The sequence below is a fragment of the Cupriavidus sp. BIS7 genome, assembly GCF_000292345.1.
In the GTDB taxonomy this organism is placed as follows: Bacteria; Pseudomonadota; Gammaproteobacteria; order Burkholderiales; family Burkholderiaceae; genus Cupriavidus.
Genome location: NZ_ALOU01000059.1, coordinates 1 through 21,882, shown reverse-complemented (window position 1 = coordinate 21,882; position 21,882 = coordinate 1). Strand labels below are relative to the sequence as shown.

The window sequence follows — 21,882 nt, the reverse complement described above, 5'->3', positions numbered from 1 at the left end:
TTGGGCCTGCGCGCTTTGGACCGACAAGTCGGACATGTTGGGGATTCCTTCCTTATTGCGGGTGCTTCAGCTCGACGCGGCGAATGTCCTTGACGATCACCAGGTAGCTCAGCACGGTCACCAGGGCGTTGATGCCGACGAATACCAGCGCGCCGTTGAACGAACCCGTCGCGCTCAGGATATAGCCGATCACGATCGGCGTCACGATGCCGGCGATATTGCCGAACGTGTTGAAAATGCTGCCTGCCAGGCCGATCACTTCCTTGGGCGCGGTATCGGCCACCACGGCCCAGCCCAGCGCGCCAATGCCCTTGCCGAAGAACGCCAGCGCCATGATGCCCACCACCAGCCATTCGGCATCGACGTAGTTGCAGGCCACCATCGAGACCGACAGAAGCATGCCGGCCACGATCGGCACCTTGCGGGCCACGGTCAGCGAATAGCCGCGGCGCAGCAGGAAATCGGAAATCACACCGCCCAGCACGCCGCCAAGGAAGCCGCAGATTGCCGGCAGCGAGGCGACGAAACCGGCCTTCAGGATCGACATGCCGCGCGCCTGGACCAGGTACACCGGGAACCACGTGAGGAAGAAATACGTCAGCACGTTGATGCAGTACTGGCCAAGATACACGCCGGCCAGCATGCGGTTGGACAGGAGCTGCTTCGCGTAGAACCAGCCTGCGGGATTGGCGGCCTTCCGCGCCCCGTTCTGCGCCCCCTTCTGCTCCTTGTCCGCGCCTTCGTTCATGTGGATCAGGCCGCCGCCCTGTTCGATGTGCTCGAGCTCGGCGCGGTTCACACCCGAATGGGTGGCCGGGCTGCGCATGACCTTGAGCCACAGCATCGCCAGCAGCATGCCCATGATGCCCATCCACAGGTACACGTGGTGCCAGCCCATCGTATGAACGATCCAGGCCATCAGCGGCGTGAACACCACCGCGGCGAAGTACTGCGCGGCGTTGAAGATGGCCGATGCCGTGCCACGCTCGGCAGTCGGGAACCAGCTGGCGACCACCTTCGCGTTGGCCGGAAACGCCGGCGATTCAGCCAGGCCCACGGCGAAACGCAGCATGAACAGCACCGTCATCGTCGCGCCCATCGACGCGAAGATGCCCACCCATCCCTGCAGCAGCGTGAAGAACGACCACAGGAAGATACTCACGGCGTAGATGCGGCGCGCGCCGAAACGATCGAGCAGCCAGCCGCCCGGAATCTGCGCCATCACGTAGGACCAGCTGAAAGCCGAGAAGATATAGCCCATCTGCACGGCCGAGAAGCCGAACTCGTCGCGCATGGCCGGGCCAGTGATCGACAGCGTGGCACGGTCGGCGTAGTTGACCGTGGTCACGATAAAGATCAGCGCAAGAATCCAGTAACGGACATTGGTGCGCCGTGCGCTGCTGGCAGCGGCGGCGCTAGAGGTGGGGGTTGCGTTCATCGGTAGTCTCCTCACAGCCCTGGAACCTGGATGCGGGAGTGCGTCCGAACCGGCTTGAGATATGTCGTCATACGACTTGGATTATAAGAACGAGACTCCGCCCATGACAGTGCGCGTTTACCCTGATTTGATGCAATTTGCTGCCCAGGCGGCCATTGTCTAGGCCGTGTCTTCTCAATACCCATGCGACTTTTGAGGTAAGTGATGGCATCAGGCGCCACCCCTTGAGCGCATCGGCGATGGCGGGATTTTCCCTCAAACGTACAGGATCTGCTTGCGCAGGTACGATGATAGTTGTACGATGACTTATCTCGAGACCATCAACAACGATGGAGCGAGGTAAGAACCAGCCTTGTTCCACACCAACCGCCACCAACCGCCATTTGCCATGTGGCGATCAGGAAGATCGACATGACTACACCGCAAGAGCTCAAGCAGATTATTTCGGAAGGCCTGCTCTCGTTCCCCATCACCGACTTCGACGCGCAGGGTAACTTCCGCGCTGATACCTATATCGAGCGCCTGGAATGGCTGGCGCCGTACGGTGCATCGGCGCTGTTCGCCGCCGGCGGTACGGGTGAGTTCTTCTCGCTGACCCAGCAGGACTATTCGAACGTGATCCGCACCGCGGTGGAAACCTGCAAGGGCAAGGTACCCATCCTGGCCGGCGCCGGCGGCCCAACGCGCGTGGCCATCGAATATGCGAAGGAAGCCGAGCGCCTGGGCGCCCACGGCGTGCTGCTGATGCCGCACTACCTGACCGAAGCCAGCGAAGAAGGCATCGCCAACCATATCGAAGAAGTCTGCAAGGCCCTGAAGATTGGTGTGATCGTCTACAACCGCGCCAACTCGCGCATCGGCGCCGATCTGCTGGAAAAGGTGGTGGATCGCTGCCCGAACCTGATCGGCTTCAAGGACGGCGTTGGCGAAATCGAGGCAATGGTGCGCGTGCGCCGCAAGCTCGGCGATCGCCTGGCCTACCTGGGCGGCCTGCCTACCGCCGAAGTCTATGCCGCCGCCTACAAGGCGCTGGGCGTGCCCGTGTACTCGTCGGCAGTGTTCAACTTCATCCCGAAGACCGCGATGGAGTTTTACCGTGCGATCGCCGCTGACGACCACGCTACCGTCGGCCGCCTGATTGACGAATTCTTCCTGCCGTACCTGGACATCCGCAACCGCAAGCAAGGCTACGCGGTATCGATCGTCAAGGCTGGCGCCAAGCTGGTGGGCCACGATGCCGGCCCGGTACGCGCCCCGCTGACCGACCTGACCGAAGAAGAAATGGCCAAGCTGGACGCACTGATCCGCAAGCTGGGACCGCAATAAGTTTCTGAAGTCGTCGCGTTGAGAGTTTGAACAGAGCCGATTTGTCGGCTCTTTTTTTTGGGCTTTCCGGCCGCGCCCCCGGCGCAACTCGGAAACTTCGATGCGCATCGCGCAACAAACAAAAAACCCCGTGCCCTTGCGGGTACGGGGTTTCAAGCCACCCGGCGCCGACTGGTCGGCACCGGGCTGACGACTACCAAAGGTGTGGGCAATCAGGCCGCAGCGTCCTTCAGCTTCTTCAGCGGGCGCACCTTGACCTTGACGCTGGCCGGCTTGGCCGGGAACCAACGCTCTTCGCCAGTGAACGGGTCCTTGCCGAAGCGCTTCTTCTTGGCCGGCACTTGCTGCGCGGTCACCTTCAGCAGGCCCGGCAGCGTGAATTCGCCTGCGCCCTTCTTGTTCAGTGCGCTGACGATGGTGTTTTCGAGGTGGGCCAGCACCGTCTTCACGGCCTTGGCTTCCAGCTGGGTCTGAGCTACCAGGTGAGCGACCAGGCTCGACTTGTTGAAGGTGTCCTTCAGCGGCTTCGGAGTCGGTGCAGCAGCAGCGGCAGTTGCAGCCTTCTTGGCCGGAGCGGCCTTCTTGGCAGCAGCCTTCACGGGTGCCTTGGTTGCCACGGCCTTCTTGGCAGCGGGCTTGGTTGCAGTCTTCGCGGTCGGTTTCGCTTTGGTCGCCATATCGATATTCGAGAGTTGAAGATAGTGTCCCGGCGGATCGCAACGTTTGGCACGTTGCTGACCGTGCTTGCCGGTACGCACTGAATCATAGCGGAAACAGCCGAAAGTAAAGGGGTTTTCGTACGTGCTGCAGGTCAAACCAAGTGAAAACCCCGTGTTTTGTAGCTGGTTTGCGTCAGCAAACTCGCTGCGAAGCGCTACGTCCCCCCACTTTCGCACTTCCGAAGCGTTGCGAAGTTCGTCAGATTTCGATCTTCACTGCTCGTGCGCGAGCATCGCGTCGTGCGTCTGACGTGCCAGTCCGATCGCGAAAGCAGCCTCCGCAACGAGGAAAAGCGGGCCTACGATCAGGCCGACGAGGTCATCGACGAAGGCCGGCTTTCGCCCCTCGAAGTAGTGGCCGACAAACTGGATGATCCATCCCGCAACGAAGAGGCCGATGCCGGAAGCCAGCCACGCAACCGTTGGCAGCGCGGCGAACCATGCGCCGGCCCACACGAAAACCGCCAGAATCATGGCCATCGTCACGCCGAATCCGAACGACAGGCGCAGGTAAAACAGGCACGACAGCACGTACAGCACCATCGCGGGCGTCATGTATAGCGAGCCGTCGCCGAGCGGCATGGCGGGCCGGCCCAGCAGCGCCGTCACGGCCAGCACGATCATCGGGATGCCGACGAAATGCGTGGCGACATTGCGCGAATCACGGTGATAGGCGGCGTAGTTCGACAGATGATCGATCAGGGTTTTCACGGGGCGTCTCCGGGTTTTTTGAGTTTTTGCGCGACGTGCACGTCGCCGGCGTTGCGGCTTTATAGTAATCATGGCCCCGGCAATGCGAAAGCGCCCCCGCCTTCCATTCGAGCCGCCCCACTACTCTCGACAGCCCCCAACATGCTTGCCGCCGACGAAATTCCCGCCCTGAGTGCCGAACAGCTATCGGCATGGCTGCGCCGCATCGGATTCAACAAGGTTCCGGAATCCCCCACGCTGCCGCTGCTGAACGCGCTGATTACGGGACATCTCAGCCATATCCCGTTCGAAAACCTTGACGCGCTGCTGGGCCGTCGCGTGGCGATCGATGTGCCCGCAGTATTCGACAAGCTCGTGCACCAGGGGCGTGGCGGCTACTGCTTCGAGCTGAACACGCTGTTCTGCGCCGGGCTCAAGGCGCTCGGCTATGCCGTGACACCGCTGGCCGCGCGCGTGCGCTGGAACGTGCCGGAGACCATCCCAACCGGCCTTTCGCACATGCTGCTGCGCGTGGAAGTGGCGCACGAAAGCTATATTGCCGACGTCGGCTTCGGCGGCCCGACCCCCGATCGCGCGCTGTCGCTGTCCCTGCCACTATCCCTGCCACTAACGCTGCCACCGGACGAGGGAACCCCCTACCGCCTTCTGCCGGTGCCACCGGCCGCGGCCGGCACCGGCTTCCACTGCCACGATCTGGCGGTACGCGACGCCACCGTGGACGAGTCCGGCTGGCGCGTCATGTACCGTTTCGACCTGACTCCGCAGCCGCAGATCGATTTCGTGGCGCGCAACTGGTACGTCTCCACGCATCCGGACAGCCACTTCACGCGTTTGCTGATGGTTGCACGTACCGACGGCGATACCCGCCTGTCGCTCGGCAACGCCAGCCTGACCGAACGCGCGCCGGACGGCAGCGTGCGCACGAGCGAACTGGCATCCGCCGAAACCGTGATCGACACGCTTTCCGCCCGCTTCCGAATCCGGCTCGATGCCGACCTGCGCGCCGCGCTTGCCGAACGGCTGCCCGCGGTGATCGGGTAGGGCCACCCTGGGCCACCCACCTGCCTATTCCGCGCTGCGGTACGTGCCATGCATCGCGTGAATTGCCCGCAGAAAGTTTGCTGATAGAGGCGTGTGCGCCCCGCTTTCGCTGTGGACTGAGGCCGGGGGCCTGCCCATAATGTCCCGGCCAATCACCCAATCAGGCGACGGCCATGACCGTCGTCAACCACAAGGAGACGCCATGTCATTGTTCGATCTGTCGGGCAAGGTTGCCATCATCACCGGATCTTCACGCGGCATCGGCCGGGCCATCGCCGAGCAACTGGCGGTGCAGGGCGCCAAGGTCGTCATCTCGTCGCGCAAGCTGGAGGCGTGCCAGGAGGTGGCCGATGAAATCAACGCGAAGCATGGCGCCGGCACCGCGCTGGCCGTCCCCGCCAATATCTCGTCAAAGGAAGCGTTGCAGAACCTGGTCGACGAAACCAACCGTGTATTCGGCAAGGTTGACGTGCTGGTCTGCAACGCGGCATCGAACCCCTACTATGGCCCGATGAGCGGCGTCACGGACGAGCAGTTCCGCAAGGTGCTCGACAACAACGTGATCTCGAACCACTGGCTGATCCAGATGGTGGCGCCGCAGATGATCGAGCGCCGCGACGGCTCGATCATCATCGTCTCGTCGATCGGCGGCCTGCGCGGTTCGCCCACCATTGGCGTCTACAACGTGTCCAAGGCCGCCGACTTCCAGCTCGCACGCAACCTGGCCGTGGAGTTCGGGCCGCACAACGTGCGCGTCAACTGCATCGCGCCCGGCCTGATCAAGACCGATTTCGCGCGCGCGCTCTGGGAAGATCCGGTGCGCTACAAGCAGTCCACCGAAAACGCGCCGCTGCGTCGTATCGGCGAACCCGTGGAGATCGCCGGTGCCGCGTGCTACCTTGCCTCGGCGGCCAGCACGTTCATGACCGGGCAGGCGCTGGTCGTTGACGGGGGCGTCACCATCTGAACATTGTCTTGCGGGAGGCCACGCATGTCGCAACAACCGCAGCAACCGAAGCAGCAACCGCAGCAACAATCGCAGGCCGGCGCCGGACAATGGCCGGTCATGTCCCTGGCAGAAGCGCACGCGCGGCTGACCGCGCCGGGCGCGCCGTTCGAAACCGAAACGCGCGTGATCCGGGGCATCCCCACCACGGTCTGGAAGAACGCGCCGCCAACGCTGCGCGATCTGTTTCTGATCGCGGCGGCGTGGGGGGAAAAGACCTTCGTGGTCTACGAGGACGAACGGGTCAGCTATCGCGCGTTTGCGCTCGCGGCCACGGCGCTGGCCCACCAGCTTGTGCGCGACGGCGTGCGCAAGGGTGATCGCGTAGCCGTGGCCATGCGCAATCTGCCCGAGTGGCCGGTGGCGTTCTACGCTGCCATCCTCGCCGGCGCCATCGTTACGCCGCTCAACGCCTGGTGGACCGGGCCGGAACTCGAGTACGGCCTGGCCGATTCGGGCAGCCGCATCGCGATCGTCGATCACGAGCGGCTCGACCGCATCCTTGAACGCCTGCCGGCCTGCCCGGCGCTCGAACGCATCTACGTTTCGCGCGCGCCCGCCGACGCAACGTTCGATGACCCGCGCATCGTGCCGCTGGCGGCGGTGATCGGCAGATCGGACGCCTGGCCGGCGCTGCCGTCGCAATCGCTGCCCGCCGTGCCGATGGACCCCGATGACGACGCGACGATCTTCTATACGTCGGGCACCACCGGCAAGCCGAAAGGCGCCGTGGGCACGCATCGCAATGCCTGTTCCGTGGCCGTATGCGCGCAGTTCAGCCCGCTGCGTAACCTGCTGCGCCGTGGTGAGCCAGTTCCGGAGCCCGACCCCAACGCGCCGCAGAAAGGCGGTTTGCTGGCCGTGCCGTTCTTTCACGTCACCGGCTGCATGTCCGTGCTGAACGGCACGCTGGCCGCGGGCAGCAAGATCGTGCTGATGCACCGCTGGGATACGTTGCGTGCAATGGAGCTGATTCAGCGCGAGCGCTGCACCGCGGCGGGCGGCGTGCCGACCATCGCGTGGCAGATCATCGAACACCCGCAGCGCGACGAATTCGATCTGTCTTCGCTCGAAAGCATGAACTACGGCGGCGCGCCGGCCTCACCCGAACTGGTGCGCCGGATCAAGGAAGTATTTCCGCACGCTGCCCCCGGTATTGGCTGGGGCATGACGGAGACCTCGGCAACCTTCACAAGCCACAGCGCGGAGGAATACATCCACCGGCCGGACAGCGCCGGCCCCGCCCTGCCGATCGGCGAAATGAAGATCGACGACGGATTTGGCCGGGCGCTGCCGCCCGGGGAGATCGGCGAACTGATGGTGCGCGGCGCCAACGTGCTGCACAGCTACTGGAACAAGCCGGAAGCCACCGCCAAGACCTTTGTCGACGGCTGGCTCCATACCGGTGACATGGCACGGCTGGACGAGGATGGCTTCCTGTATATCGTCGACCGCATGAAGGACATGCTGATCCGCGGCGGCGAGAACATCTACTGCATCGAGGTGGAAAGCGCGCTCTACGATCACCCGGCAATCATGGACGCCGCAGTGGTTGGCATCCCTCACCGCACACTGGGCGAGGAACCCGGCGCGGTGGTGAGCCTGAAGCCCGGCATGCGGGCCACGGAAGCCGAGTTGCAGGCGTTCGTTCGCGAGCGGATTGCGGCGTTCAAGGTGCCCGTGCGAGTCATCGTACGGGAAGAGATGCTGCCGAGAAATCCGAACGGGAAGATCCTGAAGTCGAACCTGAGGAAGCTATTCGAGGCTTGAACCCGTGTGGCGGTGCGCCCCTCTCCCGCACGCGGGAGAGGGGCGAAACCATCGCTGTCACTTCACAGGAATCGGCGTTGTTGCCGGCACCGGCACGGCGGTCACAGCGTTCTGCGGGCTGCCAGATACAATGCGGTCCGAGTACGTCAGATACACCAGCGTATTACGCTTGCGGTCCACCGCGCGCACCACATGCAGCGTCTTGAACAGTATCGACATGCGCTCCGAGAACACGTCCTCCTGCGACTTGACCGGCCCCTTGAACGCGATCGGGCCCACCTGGCGGCAGGCGATCGAAGCCTCGGGTGGGTCTTCGGCCATGCCGAGCGTGCCCTTGATGCCGCCAGTCCGTGCGCGCGAGACGTAGCAGGTGACGCCGTCCACCTGCGGGTCGTCATAGGCCTCGATCACGACCTTGTCAGACCCGGTCATGCGGAAATTGGTGGAAACGCTGCCGATTTCTTCCGCAACGGCCACGCCCGCCAGCAGGCTGGCAGCCAGGCCGGTGGCCAAACCAATTCGAAGTCTTCTCATAGTTGGATCAGGGCGTGGTGCCCTTGATTTCGTCGTGGCGGCGTTCCATTTCCTGGCGCAGCGCCCGGCGCTGCTTGGCCGCCTCGAAACGCTGGCGCTCTACCTCGTCGCGCGGCTGCAGCGGCGGCACCTCGGCCGGCTGACCGTTGTCATCGACCGCGACCATCGTGAAATAGCAGCTATTGGTATGGCGCACGACCTTGCTGCGAATGTTCTCGGTCACCACCTTGATGCCAATTTCCATCGAACTGCGGCCCGTGAAGTTAACCGCCGCCAGGAACGTGACGAGTTCGCCCACGTGGATCGGCTGGCGGAACACCACCTGATCGACCGACAGCGTGACCACATAGCGGCCTGCGTAGCGGCTGGCACATGCGTAGGCCACCATGTCCAGATACTTGAGGATCGTGCCGCCGTGAACATTGCCAGAGAAATTGGCCATGTCCGGCGTCATCAGCACGGTCATGGAAAGCTGGTGGGACAGATCATTCATCGCAGAAAATCCAGATTGGGGGCGTCAGGCGCGGGCAGTGTAACTCGCCACGCGTGGCTGTGGGGGCCCGTTCTGGTCCAGCAGCGTGAAATGTCCGTCCGGACAAAAGAAAAGCGGCCCAGCAGGCCGCTCCTTTTGCACTACAGACTACAGACGCGATGTGCTTACTTCTTCTTGTTCACGGCGTCCTTGAAACCCTGGCCAGCGGAGAACTTCACCGTCTTGGCGGCCGGAATCTTGATCGTTTCGCCGGTACGCGGATTGCGACCGGTACGGGCTGCACGCTTGCCCGAGCTGAAGCTGCCAAAACCCACCAGAGTGACCGAGTCGCCCTTGGCTACTGCCTTCTTGATACTGTCCAGCGCAGCGTTCAGCGCGCGCTCGGCGGCGGCATTGCTGAGTTCTGCTTCCGCGGCGATGGCCGATACCAGTTCACCTTTATTCATGGCTGATTTCCCTTGTTGGTCGTCGTCACCGGACTTTTTCCATCTGGCAGAAAGTCCGATCGGCGCAGTCTAATCTGCCCTTTGCGCCTTGGGCAATCCCCAGTGGCACCGATGCAACGAAAAACCCCGGAAATCGTTCTCTGACAAGACTTAGCGGGTGTTTTCCCCCTCTTTTTGGCGAATCGACACGTCACTTTTACGCGGTCTTTACGTATCGGACGATGCACATGAGCTGACACCGCAAAATCTACCCGACTCATCACATCAATATCAGTCACTGACGCTGCCGCACTGCCATCATGCAGCCCCGTGTGCCCAATCCCGGTGCAACGCACCGATTTGGACCATAGCCACCCCGGGCATGCCTCGACATGGCGCACGCAAACCCCATTTCGGCGCACGGCATTGCTGCGGCGGGCCTGCCGACAAACGCCATCAAAGTGCGCCGCGCACTGAGATTGCGCGGATTTCCTGGTGCATGCCCGTTTCTGGAACGGCTCTTGCTTACTGATGCTCCCATTTTGAGCATGGGGTAATGATGGACAAGTGGAAAACCGGCACGGATGCGATGTTCATCCTGCTAGGCGCAATCATGGTGCTAGCCATGCACGCGGGATTCGCGTTCCTGGAACTCGGCACCGTGCGCAAGAAGAATCAGGTCAATGCACTGGTGAAGATTCTGGTCGATTTCGCGGTCTCGACCATCGCGTACTTTTTTGTCGGTTATACGGTTGCGTACGGCGTGCAGTTTATGTCCGGCGCCGACGTGCTGGCCCAGAAAAGCGGCTACGAACTGGTGAAGTTCTTTTTTCTGGCCACGTTTGCCGCAGCCATTCCGGCGATTATCTCGGGCGGGATTGCCGAGCGCTCGCGCTTCAATCCGCAACTCGGCGCCACGTTCGTGCTGGTTGGTTTTGTCTACCCGTTCTTCGAAGGTATCGCCTGGAATAATCGCTTCGGCATTCAGGACTGGATTGCCTCGGTGGCCGGTGCGCCATTTCATGATTTCGCGGGCTCCGTCGTGGTGCATGCGGTGGGCGGCTGGATTGCCCTGCCTGCGGTGCTGCTGCTGGGCGCGCGTCGCGGGCGCTACCAGAAGGATGGCCGCATCAGCGCGCATCCGCCCTCGAACATCCCGTTCCTGGCCCTGGGCGCCTGGGTGCTGGCCGTGGGCTGGTTCGGCTTCAATGTCATGAGCGCGCAGACCGTCGACAAGATCAGCGGCCTGGTGGCGATCAATTCCCTGATGGCGATGGCAGGCGGCACGCTGGCGGCCTGGTGGGCGGGCCGCAATGACCCGGGCTTTGCCTACAACGGCCCGCTGGCCGGCCTGGTTGCCGTTTGCGCCGGCTCCGACCTGATGCATCCGCTCGGCGCACTGATTACTGGCGCTGTGGCAGGCGTGCTGTTCGTTCACCTGTTTACGCTGGCACAGAATAAATGGCACATCGATGACGTGCTTGGCGTCTGGCCGCTGCATGGCCTGTGCGGCGCGTGGGGCGGCATCGCCGCCGGCATCTTTGGATCGCACGCGCTTGGCGGCATCGGCGGCGTGTCGATCGTGGCCCAGCTAATCGGCACGGCAATGGGTATCGTGATCGCCCTGTTGGGCGGCACCGTGGTCTACGGCACGCTGAAGAAACTCGTCGGCATCCGCCTGGACGCGGAGGAAGAGTACAACGGCGCGGACCTGACGCTGCACCGCATTTCCGCCACGCCGGAGCGCGAAACCAACTGGTAATTTGCACGGATTCAGCAAACCATGAAGCGGCCGGGATGTTCCGGCCGCTTTACTTTGTGTTCACAAAGTTTGACTTGAACTTTCCCCGCTAGGAGGCCAATAATGCCCTTGCCTCCATAGCGCCGACACAGGCGTGTCTTGCAGTTTTGGCACCGTCGACGCCGAGCCTTCGTCGATTCTGCTCTCCCTGATTTTCACCTGCCCGTTAAAAACAGGAGCACGCCCCATGGATACCACGTCGCTGCAAAGCATCCGCGACCTCATTTATGGCTATGCCACCGTCTTCGGCGTCAAGATTCTGGCCGCCCTGGCGTTCTGGGTGGTCGGCCGATGGCTGATCCATTTCGTTGTGCGCATGGTGCAGGGCTCGCTGAGCAAGCAGAAGGTGGACCCCACGCTGCTGCGCTATGTCGGGTCGATCGTGACCGTCACGCTGAATGTCGTGCTGGTGATCGGCATCCTTGGCTACTTCGGCATCCAGACCACCACGTTCGCGGCGCTGATCGCCGCGGCTGGTGTCGCCATTGGCATGGCGTGGTCGGGCCTGATGGCGAACTTCGCGGCGGGGGCATTCCTCGTGGTATTGCGGCCGTTCAAGGTGGGGGATTTTGTGACCATCGGCGGCGTGACCGGAACCGTGCGCGAGATCGGCCTGTTCTCCACCGCGCTCGACACGCCTGACAACGTCATGACCGTCGTCGGCAACAACAAGATCTTCAGCGATACGATCCAGAACTACTCGGCCAACGCGTTCCGGCGGGTTGAGCTGAAGGCGCAGCTTGCCGGCTCGACCGATGTCGCTGCCGCCATGGCACTGCTCAAGGAAAAGATCGCCACGATTCCAAACGTACTGGCCGAGCCGCCGGTCGACGTCGAGATCCTGGAATTCACGCTGGTCGGCCCTGTCCTGGCGGTCCGCCCTTATTGCCACACCGACGACTACTGGCAGGTCTACTTCGACACGAACCGCATGATTCGCGACAGCTTTGGGCAGGCCGGATTTGCCGCGCCGATGCCGGCCCAGCTTGTGGTGATGCAGAACGCGCCAGCCGTATCGGTGGCGCCGGCCGCTTCGGCGAACCAGGCCGCCTGATGTGGCTATCGATCTAAGTCAGGGGCGAAGTCAGCCGCGCTGGCGCGCGCCGGCCCGCCCATAGAGACGCAACAGCACCGCGCCGCTGCCGCAGATCGCCATCACCACGGCCAGCGGCAGCGCGGTGCCATCGTGCCAGATACTGACGGCGGCACCCGCCAGCGTGCCGAAGCCAAATTGCAGTGCGCCCATCAGCGCCGATGCCGTACCCGCCCGATGGCTCTGGTGAGATAGCGCCAGGGCCGAAGCATTGGGCGAGATACAGCCCAGCCCAGCCAGGAAGACAAAGAAGCAGACCAGCAGCACCGGAAGCGTAGCCCAGCCGATCAAGGCCGTTGCCGCCAGCGTCAGGCCAGCCAGGCATGGTGCGAGCAGCGCGGCGCGCAGCACGTTGTCCAGTGGGCGCGCCCGCACCAGTCGGACATTGACCTGCGACATCCCGATCAGGCCAAATGCGTTGGCGCCGAAAACAAAGCCGTAGTGGGAGGGATCGATGCCATGCAGTTCGATCAGTACAAACGGCGACCCCGCGATATAGGCGAACATGCCGCCCTGCACACATCCCGCCGCCAGCGAGTAGCCAAGAAATTCGCGATCGCGCACCAGTTCCCAGTAACCTCGCATCACCGCAACGGGATGCAGCGTGCGCCGGCGCTGGGGGTCGAGCGACTCCTCCATGCGCGTGTGGACCAGCCACAGCAGCAGCACCGCGGCGCCGCAGTGGATCCAGAAAATCGCGCGCCATCCGGACGCAGCCAGCACGGCGCCACCGATCATCGGCGCAAGGATTGGCGCCAGCCCCATCACGAGCATCAGCGAGGAAAACGCCCGCGCGGATTCACGCGCTTCGAGCCGGTCGCGAATCACGGCGCGAGAAACGACCAGCCCGGTACACCCGCCAAGCGCCTGCAGGAAGCGCCAGGCCATCAGCGAATCGACGCTCGAAGCCATGGCACACCCGGCCGCAGCCGCCCCGTACAGCGTGAGGCCGATATAGAGCGGCGGCTTGCGCCCAAAGCGGTCGCTGATCGGTCCGTAAAACGCCTGTCCGATCGCCAGCCCCACCAGGAACGTGCCAAGCGTCAGTTGCACCTGCGCGATATCGGTATGCAAGTCGGCAGCCAGCGTGGGAAAGCTGGGCAGGTACATATCGATGGACAGCGGCGCAATGGCTGTCAGCGACGCACAGATCAGCAGCCAGAGCGGAAAACGCGCGGCCGAAGGCGCGCTCGTGGTCGACGTCATGAAGGGGGTTCCGAAAACGCAAGGCGCAATTGTTGCACAGCCCGCAAGGGTGTAACACCTCATGCATCAAAGGCGCATGGGCGCCATGAATTTCTGTCACGGACCGCCGGCTGACGCGGAGCAATGGGTGGCGCCGCTTTCACGTGCGCCGGGGTGAAGGGTACAATGCGTGCCTGTCGGTTCAGATGCTGCACCGACCACGCAGCCAGACGCATCGCGGGAGACGGATCACGGGAACCGTCCCCGGCACCGTTATCCTGCATGACCATACGACACAAGCCGTTAATTGCCTCGCTGAGCCTGGTTGCGATCGCAGCCCTGCCACCGCTGCCTGTATGGGCAGCGCCGGGCAGGCCGACCGCGACGGCTTCGGCGCCGGTTTCGCCTGCCCCGCCCGTGGCGCTGGACGAAGCCGATGCGCTGGCAAGAATGCTCAAGGGCGCCGCCACGGGGCAAAACACCGGCGCGGCCGGTGTGCCCGAGCTGCTGCGCAATACCAATCGCCCTGACAGCGTGCTGGCGCGCGCCTGCCGCCAGCTCAACGACGCCCTGCCAATCGAGATCGACGGAGAAACACGCCTGCGGCGCTGCCAGTCGATTCCCGGCAAGCATGTGCTGTTTCAACTGGAGTTGACCAACTACCGCGGGCCGATGCTCGACCTGGCCAGCTTCGAGGTCAATTACGCGGCGCCGCTCCAGCGCAATATCTGCGCAAACAGAGACGTGGAAATCCTGACCAAGCTAGGCGTCAGCATGATGTTCCGCTACATGACGCGCAACGATCGCGGCGAGCGGCGCGTCGGCGACGTCTACATCAACGCGCCGATCTGCGTGTCGGCGCTGCGCTGACGCGTTTCAAACATCGGTCTTTCCCCGTTATTCCCCCAGTTCCCTAGCTAACGCGGCGCAAAAAAAAACAGCAGGCGCCCGGCCTGCCGTTTCCCATCGAACGCTGCCTCCGCTCAGGCCGCTCTTGGCCGCAACGGCAGCACGTTCGGCGCACGGCGCAGGAGCACGCGAGTCTCCTTCCATGCGGCGTCAGCCAGCGGCGAACCCCATACCAGTTCGTGCAGCCTGGACAGCGCGAACGGGTCGCCCAGCAGCACATGCTTCTGCGCGGGCGTCAGCGACTTCGGGCCATTGGTCAGCGCATGCTGGACCAGTGCCGCGTGCTGCAGCCGGGCCGCCTCAGGCTGGATCTTGCGCGCGGTGCCCGTGGCACACATCAGCGCGTTGGTCACCGGATCGACCACTGCGTCGACAAACCCCGGCACCTCCTGCGCGCTTTCCACGTGCTGCTGTGTCTCCACGATCTCGCGCGGCACAACCGTTTCCTCGGGGATCATGAACAGGCCGGCGCGACGTGCGGCGCGGCCCAGTGACACGCGCGAAAGCATGACCGAAAGCGGAATCGACAGTGCCAGCGATCCGACGATCGGCAGCAGCCACCAGATGAAACCCGGGCTCAACCAGTAGACGCCGGCACCCCAGACCAGACCCAGCGCCGTATGCCAGCCGTGGCGGCGGAACGCCTCGCCCCACGTGGTCTCGGCATCTTCACGCGGGGGCGATTTCCAGGAGATGCCCCAGCCGCTATAGGCCGCAATCACGAACTTGGTATGGAACAGCATGCGCGTCGGCGCCAGCAGCGCAGACATCGTCATCTCCAGCACCATGCTCATGAACAGCCGCACCACGCCGCCATACTGCTTCGCGTCCTTGAGCAGCAACAGCACGCTCAGCAGTTTCGGCAGGAACAGCAACGTTGCCGTGGCGGAGAACAACGCCAGCGCTTTCTCCGGATGCCACTCGGGCCAGGTCGGGAACAACTGGTAAGGCTTGGTGAAGTACTCGGGCGGCACCAGCGCATGCTTGGCCAGCGCGGCGGTGGACAGCACCAGGAACAGGAACCACAGCGGCGCCGACACATACGCCATGATGCCGGTCAGGAACACCGCGCGGTGGACCATGTGGAAGCCCTGTTTCATCCACAGCCGGAAGTTCATCAGGTTGCCCTGGCACCAGCGGCGGTCGCGCTTGACCTCGTCAAGCAGATTGGGCGGCAGTTCCTCGAACGAACCCGGCAGGTCATAGGCAATCCACACGCCCCAGCCGGCGCGGCGCATCATGGCCGCTTCGACAAAGTCGTGCGAGAGAATCTCACCGGACAGCGGGCCCTTGCCGGGCAGCGGCGCCAGGCCGCAGTGCTCCATGAAGGGCTTGATGCGGATGATCGCATTGTGGCCCCAGTAGTGCGATTCGCCGAGTTGCCAGTAATGCAGGCCTGCTGTGAACAGCGGTCCGTACACCCGCGTGGAAAACTGCTGCACGCGCGCATAGAGTGTGTCGCGGCCCACCGCGAGCGGCGCGGTCTGGATGATGCCCGCGCCGGGGTTCGCTTCCATCAGGCGCGTAAGCGTCGCCAGGCAATCGCCGCTCATCACGCTGTCTGCGTCGAGCACGATCATGTAGCGATACTTGTTGCCCCAGCGGCGGCAGAAATCCGCCACGTTGCCAGTCTTGCGCTTTACGCGATGACGGCGCCAGCGATAGAAGATTCGCCCGAAGCCGCCCACGGCCCGGCAAACCTCCATCCACGCATCGTGCTCGGCGGTGCGCAGATCCGGATTGCCGCTATCGGACAACACGATGAAATCGAAATGCTGGAGTTCGCCGGTTCGTTCGAGCGATTCGTAGGTGGCGCGCAAGCCCGCGAAGACGCGTGTCACATCCTCATTGCAGATCGGCATGATCACGGCGGTGCGCGCGGCGGGATCGATCGGCGCATCACTCGCGGCGCTGCGCGATATCAGGTGGCGATCGCCACCCTTGGCCAGGACCAGGAAGCCCATCATCGCGGTCCAGAACCCTGCCGATACCCACGAGAACAGCACCGCGAAGAGCGTGAGGATCGCCACTTCAAGCGGATCGGCGCCGTGGTACGGCAGTACCTTCGCCATGAAATACGTGGCCAGGAACGTCTGGCCGATCACCAGCGCCAGCAGGAACCAGCGGCGGTGCGAGCCGGCCGGGTGCCACTTGCCTTCGGCATCGGGGCCGTCATGCAGTGTGTCCCAGGTTTCGGGCACAGGCGGACGACCGAGCATGCGGCGCCAGGTATTGCGGATCCAGCCCGAGATCACGTGCGGCGGCCATTGGCGCGGCACCATGGACCCGCGCTGCGGCTCGGGGCCGGTATCGACGCGCACGGTGCCGTCGTCACAGCGTTGCAGCAGCGGTTCGCCGTCCACCTGCGGATTGCCATAGGCAATCGTGAAACGACGGGCGACGGAAGCGTAAGTCGCCCCGCCCGGCGTGGTGCTCTGGTTCAGATCGGCCGCGTCCTTGTCCTTCGCATCGCGCCCGGCCAGCCGCGTTTGCAATTCGATCATCGCTGACGGCATCTCGTTGCCGTCAACCGGCAAGCTCGATACTGCGGGTGACGGGCTATCGGCCAGCAGTTCGCTACGCAATTCGGGCGAAGCCGGCAGACGATCGACATAGCGCTCGCATGCTGCCGCCGCCTGGGCCGGTAACTGCTTTAGCCTGGGGGTAAGATGTAGCTCCATGTTTCGGAAAGGGTTGTATTGCCGTTGCGAAGATAGCCGCGCAACTCAACCGGCTTGTTCTCGTCCTTGCGCCGCATGAACATCGTCATGCGCCAGCCACCCGTGGCCTCGTTGCGCTGGACTGTCGTCTTGAGCAGCTCGCCGTTGGCGTCCGCCGAAACCACTGCGTTCAGCCGCGCTTCCTCCGGCAGCTTCTTGAAAGCGGGGCCTTCGAAATCCACCACCAGAGAAAAGCTGGTGTCATCCTGCTTGCGCGTAAGGCCCTGCCCGCGACGCGTCTGGGTCACCCATGACAGCGGCGGCTGGGTCTCGCCGTCCTTCTGCCATTTGAGCCGGTACTCGTAGTCGAATGCCTGCTTCGGCTTGGGCGGGTTGTCGGGCACCCAGTACGCAACGATGTTGTCGTTGGTCTCGTCGGGCGTTGGAATCTGTACCAACTCCACGCGGCCCGAGCCCCAGTTGCCCTTCGGCTCCACCCAGGCGCTAGGCCGGCGCTCGTACCACGCGCCGATCTCCTGATAGCTGTCGAAGCTGCGGTCACGCTGCATCAGGCCATAGCCTTGCGGGTTGGTCGCAGCGAACGACGTCACCAGCAGCCGTTTCGGATTGACCAGCGGACGCCAGATCCATTCGCCGGTGCCAAGCTGGACGGACAGTCCATCGGAGTCATGCACTTCGGGACGGTAGTCAATCGACTGCGAAGGCTGGTTCTCGCCAAACAGGTACATGCTGGTCAGCGGCGCCAGGCCCAGCTTGGTCACGTTCTCGCGCAGGAAGAGGCGCGACTTCACTTCCATGACCGTTTCGTTGCCGGGCTTGATGACGAAGCGATACGCGCCACTCATGCGGCGCGAGTCCATCAGCGCGTAGATGGTCAGCTGCTTGTCATTGGCCACCGGCCGCTCGATCCAGTATTCGACGAAGCGCGGAAACTCCTCGCCCGAATTGAGCGCCGTATCCACGGCCAGGCCGCGGGCCGAGAGGCCATACCACTGGTCCTTGCCCAGCGCGCGGAAGTAGCTAGCACCGAGAAACGACGCAAGCTCATCCTTGCTTTTGCTCTGGTTCAGCGGGTACAGCAACTTGAAGCCCGCAAACCCAAGACCCTTGAGCTTGGCCGGATCGATCCGGTGCGAGCCATAGCTGAACGCGGACGGATCGAAGCGGAATTCACGCACGCTATTGCCGACCACCTCGTTGATCCTCACGGGCTGGTCGAACACCATGCCTTCGTGAAAGAACGAAATCTCGAACGGCAGCCGCTGACCGTGCCATGCGAACCTATCGGGCTTGTTTTCGATCTCGCGATAGCGTTCGTAGGAGAGATCCTTCAGCTCATGCGGCAGATCCTGCTTCGCGGGCTTGTACGGCGAAGCAGCAAGCTGACGCGCACGCGCCGCAACGGTTTCGAAATCGAACGCATGCGCGGTAAGCGCCATGACCGCCAGCAGCCCGCCACCGATCCATCGCCCGAGCCCCGCCATCCTCGCCGATAAGCGTCGCGCAGGCGCGGCGTTCGGAATTTGAGTAGGGCGGAGTGGCGAAATAATGGCGGTCATGAAGGCCGATGACAGGGTTAGCAGAAACGACGACGACCGGATTGTGCAGCCGGGGCGTGAATCTTCAACAGGTGGATGCAGCAAAAGATAGGCCACGTTGCTGCGCAACGGCAGCGGGACCAGTCTGCCGGGTCCAATGCCTGATATCGGCATTTGGGGACAGGTTTGTCGGCTTTGTTGCATTGCGATGCGAAACCTTAACAATTCGAGCCTTAAAAGTCACGTTTCGTTGGCGCAACGTTTGCAACAAAATGTCACCCCTGTGGGCTGAAAGCCGCTCCCGGCAAGCGTTTGCGGTGTGAAATCAAGAATAGGCCATGGTTTGTCGGACGACCTGCCCCACTGCAGGCCCCACCGCAGTTCCACCAATACCCACGGCAGCCGGACGACACAGAAAGTGTCGTAGACGTCATTGCAGTGCACTCAATTTCGGGCTGCGCGCTTACAATCGGCCCGTTAACAACGTCACTTCTCAAGGAACCGTCATGTCCGATCGGCGCAATTCCCGTCTCGCCCTCGTCGCCACCGTTGCCAGCGCCCTGCTGTTCGGCGCTGCACAGCCAGCCCTGGCGTATTTCGACAACTATCTGTCCGGCAGCATCGTGGGCACGCTGACAAAGAAGGAAGCGGCCTCGCTGCAGCAGGCCGTGCGCAAGGCGCTCAACGAAACGGAAGACAACCAGTCCGTGGAATGGCACTACCCGGCCGAAGGCCGCCGTCAGGCCGTGGATGGCACCATCAGCCCGATCGCCACCAAGACGGACAAGGGACAGTCCTGCCGCCGGCTGAAGTCCGAACTGCAGCGTGGCGGCGCCACGGAAGCCTGGTCCGGCTGGTTCTGCAAGCAGGCGGATGGCAAATGGAAGGCGCGTCAGGTCGCCGACTGAGGATCGGCTAAGTGCCAGTTGAACGCCGGTTGGGGGCTGGTCAAACCCTGCCCCAGCCGGCTCGGTAGCTGTTCAGTGGCAGATCAGTGGCAGCTCAGTGGCACAAGCGCCCGACCAGGTCGCCCGCCACCGTGCCCGGCGCGGCGGTCTGGGGCATCCCGGCCTGCGGCGCGCGAATCGTATAGAGCGAATCCCCGCGCGCATAGCGCTTGCTGTAGAGGGTCTGTTCAATCACGGCGTACATCGACGTCGCGCAGTTGAGCACCATCCGCTTCAACGACGAACGGATCGTGTCGCCGCTGGTGGTCTTGATCACACCGGGCGGTGCATTGTGGACCAGCACCACACCCACTTCAGTGCCGCGGCGGCGGATCGAGGTCTGGTCCAGGTACGAAATCATGCCGTTGGCGCCCATCAATGGCAGCCAGCGCTGTGGGTCCGGCGCGGCCGGATCGGGCGCGGCCACCAGCGTGCAGCCGTCGCGCGGCGTGCCGCGGAACACGGTGCCGCCATTCGGCCCCTGGCATTGATATAGGGCGCTGGCGGCCGCTGGGCGCACCGCAGGCACTGTGGGATTGGTCAACGGCGCCACACCATCCGATTCCGCATGGGCGGTCGAAACGGCAAGGCTGAAGCAGGCGCCGGCAAGCAGGGCCGCGCGCGAAAGAATGCGGGAGAACATTGGAAACCCTCGTAAGGACGGGGAAAAAACCCCCGCATTCTCGCACAGCATGAACAGCCTGCATTGCGCAGGGGCGTACTGAATTACCCCAAAGCGCAATGCCGCGCGCCCAAATTGCGTGCGATCAACCGTGAAGCTCGCGCCACGCAACCAGATCGGCAATCGTCAGAACCGGCAGCTGGTACATCTCGGCAAAGGCCAGTGCCTCAGGCCGGCGGGCCATCGTCCCATCGGGATTCATCAGCTCGCAGAGCACCGCGGCCGGCGACAAACCAGCCATGCGGGCAAGCTCGACCGATCCCTCGGTATGCCCCCGGCGCGCCAGCACGCCTCCATCTACAGCCACCAGCGGGAACACGTGGCCCGGGCTGACCACCGCGTCGGTGCCCGCATCATCGGCAATCGCCGCGCGAATCGTCGTGATGCGATCGGCCGCGCTGACGCCAGTGGTTACGCCCTCGCGTGCTTCAATCGACACCGTGAAGGCCGTGCCATATTGGCTGCGATTGTTCTCAACCATCGGCCTCAGGCCAAGCTGGCGCACCTTCTCGCCGGTCAAGCAGAGGCAGACGATGCCGCTGCATTCCCGAATCATCATTGCCATATTGGCCGTGGTCAGCCGTTCGGCCGCCAGAATCAGATCGGCCTCGTTCTCTCGGTCGTCATCGTCAAGCAGCACAACGGGACGGCCCTCTCGCATCGCTTCGAGTGCCTGCGAGATGCGCTCGGCGAGCGGGCGCAAGTCGGCGTCGGCCGGGGGCAGGTCCGACATCGAATCGGGCAAGGCAGTGGATTTGGTAAGGATCAGCATTGAAACGCTCCGTGCGTGGATTTCCATGGATGGGCGTTTCAGGGGAACGATCAGCGAAATGGCAAAGACACCCCGGCGGCACGCAACGGACGACGCTGCGCGCGCATGGGGTCATGCGGATTCCGCCCATCTTCTTTCATCCGGACTGTAACCGTCGGCCCCGGCCTCTCACCAGGTCTGCTGACCCTGCAAACAGCATGCAGGCGCTCGCGGGCTCGCGGCATTGCACCAAGGTGCCTGCCACATACCGCCGGTGGGGACTTTCACCCCGCCCTGAAGACGTAACGAAGCCGCCGCGAGAGACCTCGCAGCGGCCGGGCGATCTTAGCACGACTGTGCTTTTTTTTAGTCGTTCTGCTATTTGCGCGGCGTGTCGGCAAGCGCTTCGAACTGGGCCTTGGTCGATTCATCGGCCGGATAGAAGCACTCGATTCGCAGTTCCTGCAGTGTCACGTCCTGCGGAATGCCGAGCGTGGTCAACGTGGAAAACAGCGACGCACGGAAGCTGCCAGCGCGCAGCGCCACGGGCAGCACTGGCGGCGGGGTGCCCTCGGCGGGATCGTCCTCGACCAGCAGCACGCCGCCGGGGCCCACCATGTCCGGATGCCAGGCACTGATCCGCTGGAGGATTTCGCGCGCGATCTGGTCGTGCGCCTGCACCTGGAGTTCCTGCCAGACGCGCCTGAGCAGATAGCGCCCCACCTGGCGCGCATTCTCGATCACGGGCCAGAGCCCGTTCGGATCGAACACCGCGAGCATCAGGTTGATGCGCCGCCCGTCCTCATCCAGCGTGGCGGGCCGGCGCCCTGCC

At 63.4% G+C, this 21,882-nt stretch carries 19 protein-coding genes, 1 pseudogene and 1 riboswitch; of the genes and pseudogenes, 8 read left to right on the top strand and 12 right to left on the bottom strand.

What is annotated here, in order from left to right:
• Positions 1–52: 52 nt before the first annotated feature.
• Positions 53–1,438, bottom strand: coding sequence for an MFS transporter (locus tag B552_RS0119950; protein WP_019450823.1), 1,386 nt, complete (start codon positions 1,436–1,438; stop codon positions 53–55).
• Positions 1,439–1,849: 411 nt separating this feature from the next.
• On the opposite strand from B552_RS0119950, the gene kdgD reads away from it, so the two are divergent.
• The gene (gene kdgD / locus B552_RS0119940; protein ID WP_019450821.1) at positions 1,850–2,764 is read left to right on the top strand and encodes a 5-dehydro-4-deoxyglucarate dehydratase; all 915 of its coding nucleotides are present in this window, start codon (positions 1,850–1,852) and stop codon (positions 2,762–2,764) included.
• Positions 2,765–2,976: 212 nt separating this feature from the next.
• Here the strand turns inward: kdgD and B552_RS0119935 are convergent, their stop codons facing one another.
• Both B552_RS0119935 and B552_RS0119930 read right to left on the bottom strand, forming a co-directional pair.
• Positions 2,977–3,441: an HU family DNA-binding protein gene (locus B552_RS0119935; protein WP_019450820.1), complete on the bottom strand. Its 465-nt coding sequence runs from the start codon at positions 3,439–3,441 to the stop codon at positions 2,977–2,979.
• A gap of 255 nt (positions 3,442–3,696) precedes the next feature.
• Positions 3,697–4,194 (bottom strand): Mpo1-like protein, encoded by a 498-nt coding sequence (locus tag B552_RS0119930; protein ID WP_019450819.1) that lies wholly within the window; start codon positions 4,192–4,194, stop codon positions 3,697–3,699.
• A 141-nt stretch (positions 4,195–4,335) separates the two neighbouring features.
• On the opposite strand from B552_RS0119930, the gene B552_RS0119925 reads away from it, so the two are divergent.
• The 3 genes from B552_RS0119925 (at position 4,336) to B552_RS0119915 (ending at position 8,011) form a co-directional block, all read left to right on the top strand.
• On the top strand, positions 4,336–5,235 hold the full coding sequence (locus B552_RS0119925; protein WP_019450818.1) for an arylamine N-acetyltransferase: 900 nt from the start codon (positions 4,336–4,338) through the stop codon (positions 5,233–5,235).
• 202 nt (positions 5,236–5,437) lie between these two features.
• The gene (locus tag B552_RS0119920; RefSeq protein ID WP_019450817.1) at positions 5,438–6,202 is read left to right on the top strand and encodes an SDR family oxidoreductase; all 765 of its coding nucleotides are present in this window, start codon (positions 5,438–5,440) and stop codon (positions 6,200–6,202) included.
• Positions 6,203–6,226: 24 nt separating this feature from the next.
• On the top strand, positions 6,227–8,011 hold the full coding sequence (locus B552_RS0119915) for a class I adenylate-forming enzyme family protein (RefSeq protein ID WP_019450816.1): 1,785 nt from the start codon (positions 6,227–6,229) through the stop codon (positions 8,009–8,011).
• A 57-nt stretch (positions 8,012–8,068) separates the two neighbouring features.
• On the opposite strand, the gene B552_RS0119910 is transcribed toward B552_RS0119915, so the two are convergent.
• From B552_RS0119910 to B552_RS0119900, 3 genes are all read right to left on the bottom strand, one after another.
• Positions 8,069–8,545 carry a CreA family protein gene (locus tag B552_RS0119910; RefSeq protein ID WP_026035851.1) on the bottom strand — a complete coding sequence of 159 codons (477 nt, stop codon included), beginning with the start codon at positions 8,543–8,545 and terminating at the stop codon, positions 8,069–8,071.
• Positions 8,546–8,552: 7 nt separating this feature from the next.
• A complete protein-coding gene (locus tag B552_RS0119905) occupies positions 8,553–9,038 on the bottom strand; it encodes an acyl-CoA thioesterase (protein WP_019450814.1) in 486 nt (161 codons plus the stop codon).
• A 164-nt stretch (positions 9,039–9,202) separates the two neighbouring features.
• On the bottom strand, positions 9,203–9,484 hold the full coding sequence (locus tag B552_RS0119900) for an HU family DNA-binding protein (RefSeq protein ID WP_008651272.1): 282 nt from the start codon (positions 9,482–9,484) through the stop codon (positions 9,203–9,205).
• A 538-nt stretch (positions 9,485–10,022) separates the two neighbouring features.
• On the opposite strand from B552_RS0119900, the gene B552_RS0119895 reads away from it, so the two are divergent.
• On the top strand, positions 10,023–11,225 hold the full coding sequence (locus B552_RS0119895; protein ID WP_026035850.1) for an ammonium transporter: 1,203 nt from the start codon (positions 10,023–10,025) through the stop codon (positions 11,223–11,225).
• Between the two features lie 226 nt (positions 11,226–11,451).
• Positions 11,452–12,318, top strand: coding sequence for a mechanosensitive ion channel family protein (locus B552_RS0119890; protein ID WP_019450812.1), 867 nt, complete (start codon positions 11,452–11,454; stop codon positions 12,316–12,318).
• A gap of 30 nt (positions 12,319–12,348) precedes the next feature.
• Here B552_RS0119890 and B552_RS0119885 read toward each other — a convergent pair whose 3' ends face one another.
• Positions 12,349–13,563, bottom strand: coding sequence for a Bcr/CflA family multidrug efflux MFS transporter (locus B552_RS0119885; RefSeq protein WP_019450811.1), 1,215 nt, complete (start codon positions 13,561–13,563; stop codon positions 12,349–12,351).
• Between the two features lie 261 nt (positions 13,564–13,824).
• Between B552_RS0119885 and B552_RS0119880 the strand changes: the two genes are divergently transcribed.
• Entirely contained in the window at positions 13,825–14,412 is a 588-nt protein-coding gene (locus B552_RS0119880; RefSeq protein WP_019450810.1) for a hypothetical protein, read from the top strand.
• Between the two features lie 113 nt (positions 14,413–14,525).
• On the opposite strand, the gene mdoH is transcribed toward B552_RS0119880, so the two are convergent.
• A complete protein-coding gene (gene mdoH, locus B552_RS0119875) occupies positions 14,526–17,132 on the bottom strand; it encodes a glucans biosynthesis glucosyltransferase MdoH (protein ID WP_026035849.1) in 2,607 nt (868 codons plus the stop codon).
• Positions 17,105–18,691, bottom strand: a complete 1,587-nt coding sequence (locus B552_RS0119870) for a glucan biosynthesis protein G (RefSeq protein ID WP_026035848.1) — start codon at positions 18,689–18,691, stop codon at positions 17,105–17,107. The genes mdoH and B552_RS0119870 overlap by 28 nt, the downstream gene beginning before the upstream one ends.
• Positions 18,692–19,176: 485 nt before the next feature.
• Here B552_RS0119870 and B552_RS0119865 point away from each other — a divergent pair, with 485 nt between their 5' ends.
• Entirely contained in the window at positions 19,177–19,578 is a 402-nt protein-coding gene (locus B552_RS0119865) for an RT0821/Lpp0805 family surface protein (RefSeq protein WP_019450807.1), read from the top strand.
• 94 nt (positions 19,579–19,672) lie between these two features.
• Here the strand turns inward: B552_RS0119865 and B552_RS0119860 are convergent, their stop codons facing one another.
• From B552_RS0119860 to B552_RS0119850, 3 genes and pseudogenes are all read right to left on the bottom strand, one after another.
• Positions 19,673–20,260: a surface-adhesin E family protein gene (locus B552_RS0119860; RefSeq protein WP_019450806.1), complete on the bottom strand. Its 588-nt coding sequence runs from the start codon at positions 20,258–20,260 to the stop codon at positions 19,673–19,675.
• Positions 20,261–20,384: 124 nt separating this feature from the next.
• On the bottom strand, positions 20,385–21,032 hold the full coding sequence (ribB, locus tag B552_RS0119855; RefSeq protein WP_237718286.1) for a 3,4-dihydroxy-2-butanone-4-phosphate synthase: 648 nt from the start codon (positions 21,030–21,032) through the stop codon (positions 20,385–20,387).
• A gap of 163 nt (positions 21,033–21,195) precedes the next feature.
• Positions 21,196–21,356, bottom strand: a riboswitch (FMN riboswitch).
• A 72-nt stretch (positions 21,357–21,428) separates the two neighbouring features.
• Positions 21,429–21,882: pseudogene (locus B552_RS0119850) on the bottom strand (XRE family transcriptional regulator); the annotation flags it as partial.

Excerpts from the sequence above, each read along its gene's own strand:
- kdgD (WP_019450821.1), top strand. The coding sequence starts at position 1,850 with ATGACTACACCGCAAGAGCTCAAGCAGATTATTTCGGAAGGCCTGCTC.
- B552_RS0119910 (WP_026035851.1), bottom strand. The coding sequence starts at position 8,545 with ATGAGAAGACTTCGAATTGGTTTGGCCACCGGCCTGGCTGCCAGCCTG.
- B552_RS0119865 (WP_019450807.1), top strand. The coding sequence starts at position 19,177 with ATGTCCGATCGGCGCAATTCCCGTCTCGCCCTCGTCGCCACCGTTGCC.
- B552_RS0119885 (WP_019450811.1), bottom strand. The coding sequence starts at position 13,563 with ATGACGTCGACCACGAGCGCGCCTTCGGCCGCGCGTTTTCCGCTCTGG.
- B552_RS0119925 (WP_019450818.1), top strand. The coding sequence starts at position 4,336 with ATGCTTGCCGCCGACGAAATTCCCGCCCTGAGTGCCGAACAGCTATCG.
- mdoH (WP_026035849.1), bottom strand. The coding sequence starts at position 17,132 with ATGGAGCTACATCTTACCCCCAGGCTAAAGCAGTTACCGGCCCAGGCG.
- B552_RS0119915 (WP_019450816.1), top strand. The coding sequence starts at position 6,227 with ATGTCGCAACAACCGCAGCAACCGAAGCAGCAACCGCAGCAACAATCG.
- B552_RS0119870 (WP_026035848.1), bottom strand. The coding sequence starts at position 18,691 with ATGACCGCCATTATTTCGCCACTCCGCCCTACTCAAATTCCGAACGCC.
- B552_RS0119890 (WP_019450812.1), top strand. The coding sequence starts at position 11,452 with ATGGATACCACGTCGCTGCAAAGCATCCGCGACCTCATTTATGGCTAT.
- ribB (WP_237718286.1), bottom strand. The coding sequence starts at position 21,032 with ATGTCGGACCTGCCCCCGGCCGACGCCGACTTGCGCCCGCTCGCCGAG.
- B552_RS0119900 (WP_008651272.1), bottom strand. The coding sequence starts at position 9,484 with ATGAATAAAGGTGAACTGGTATCGGCCATCGCCGCGGAAGCAGAACTC.
- B552_RS0119935 (WP_019450820.1), bottom strand. The coding sequence starts at position 3,441 with ATGGCGACCAAAGCGAAACCGACCGCGAAGACTGCAACCAAGCCCGCT.
- B552_RS0119880 (WP_019450810.1), top strand. The coding sequence starts at position 13,825 with ATGACCATACGACACAAGCCGTTAATTGCCTCGCTGAGCCTGGTTGCG.
- B552_RS0119895 (WP_026035850.1), top strand. The coding sequence starts at position 10,023 with ATGGACAAGTGGAAAACCGGCACGGATGCGATGTTCATCCTGCTAGGC.
- B552_RS0119905 (WP_019450814.1), bottom strand. The coding sequence starts at position 9,038 with ATGAATGATCTGTCCCACCAGCTTTCCATGACCGTGCTGATGACGCCG.
- B552_RS0119920 (WP_019450817.1), top strand. The coding sequence starts at position 5,438 with ATGTCATTGTTCGATCTGTCGGGCAAGGTTGCCATCATCACCGGATCT.
- B552_RS0119860 (WP_019450806.1), bottom strand. The coding sequence starts at position 20,260 with ATGTTCTCCCGCATTCTTTCGCGCGCGGCCCTGCTTGCCGGCGCCTGC.
- B552_RS0119950 (WP_019450823.1), bottom strand. The coding sequence starts at position 1,438 with ATGAACGCAACCCCCACCTCTAGCGCCGCCGCTGCCAGCAGCGCACGG.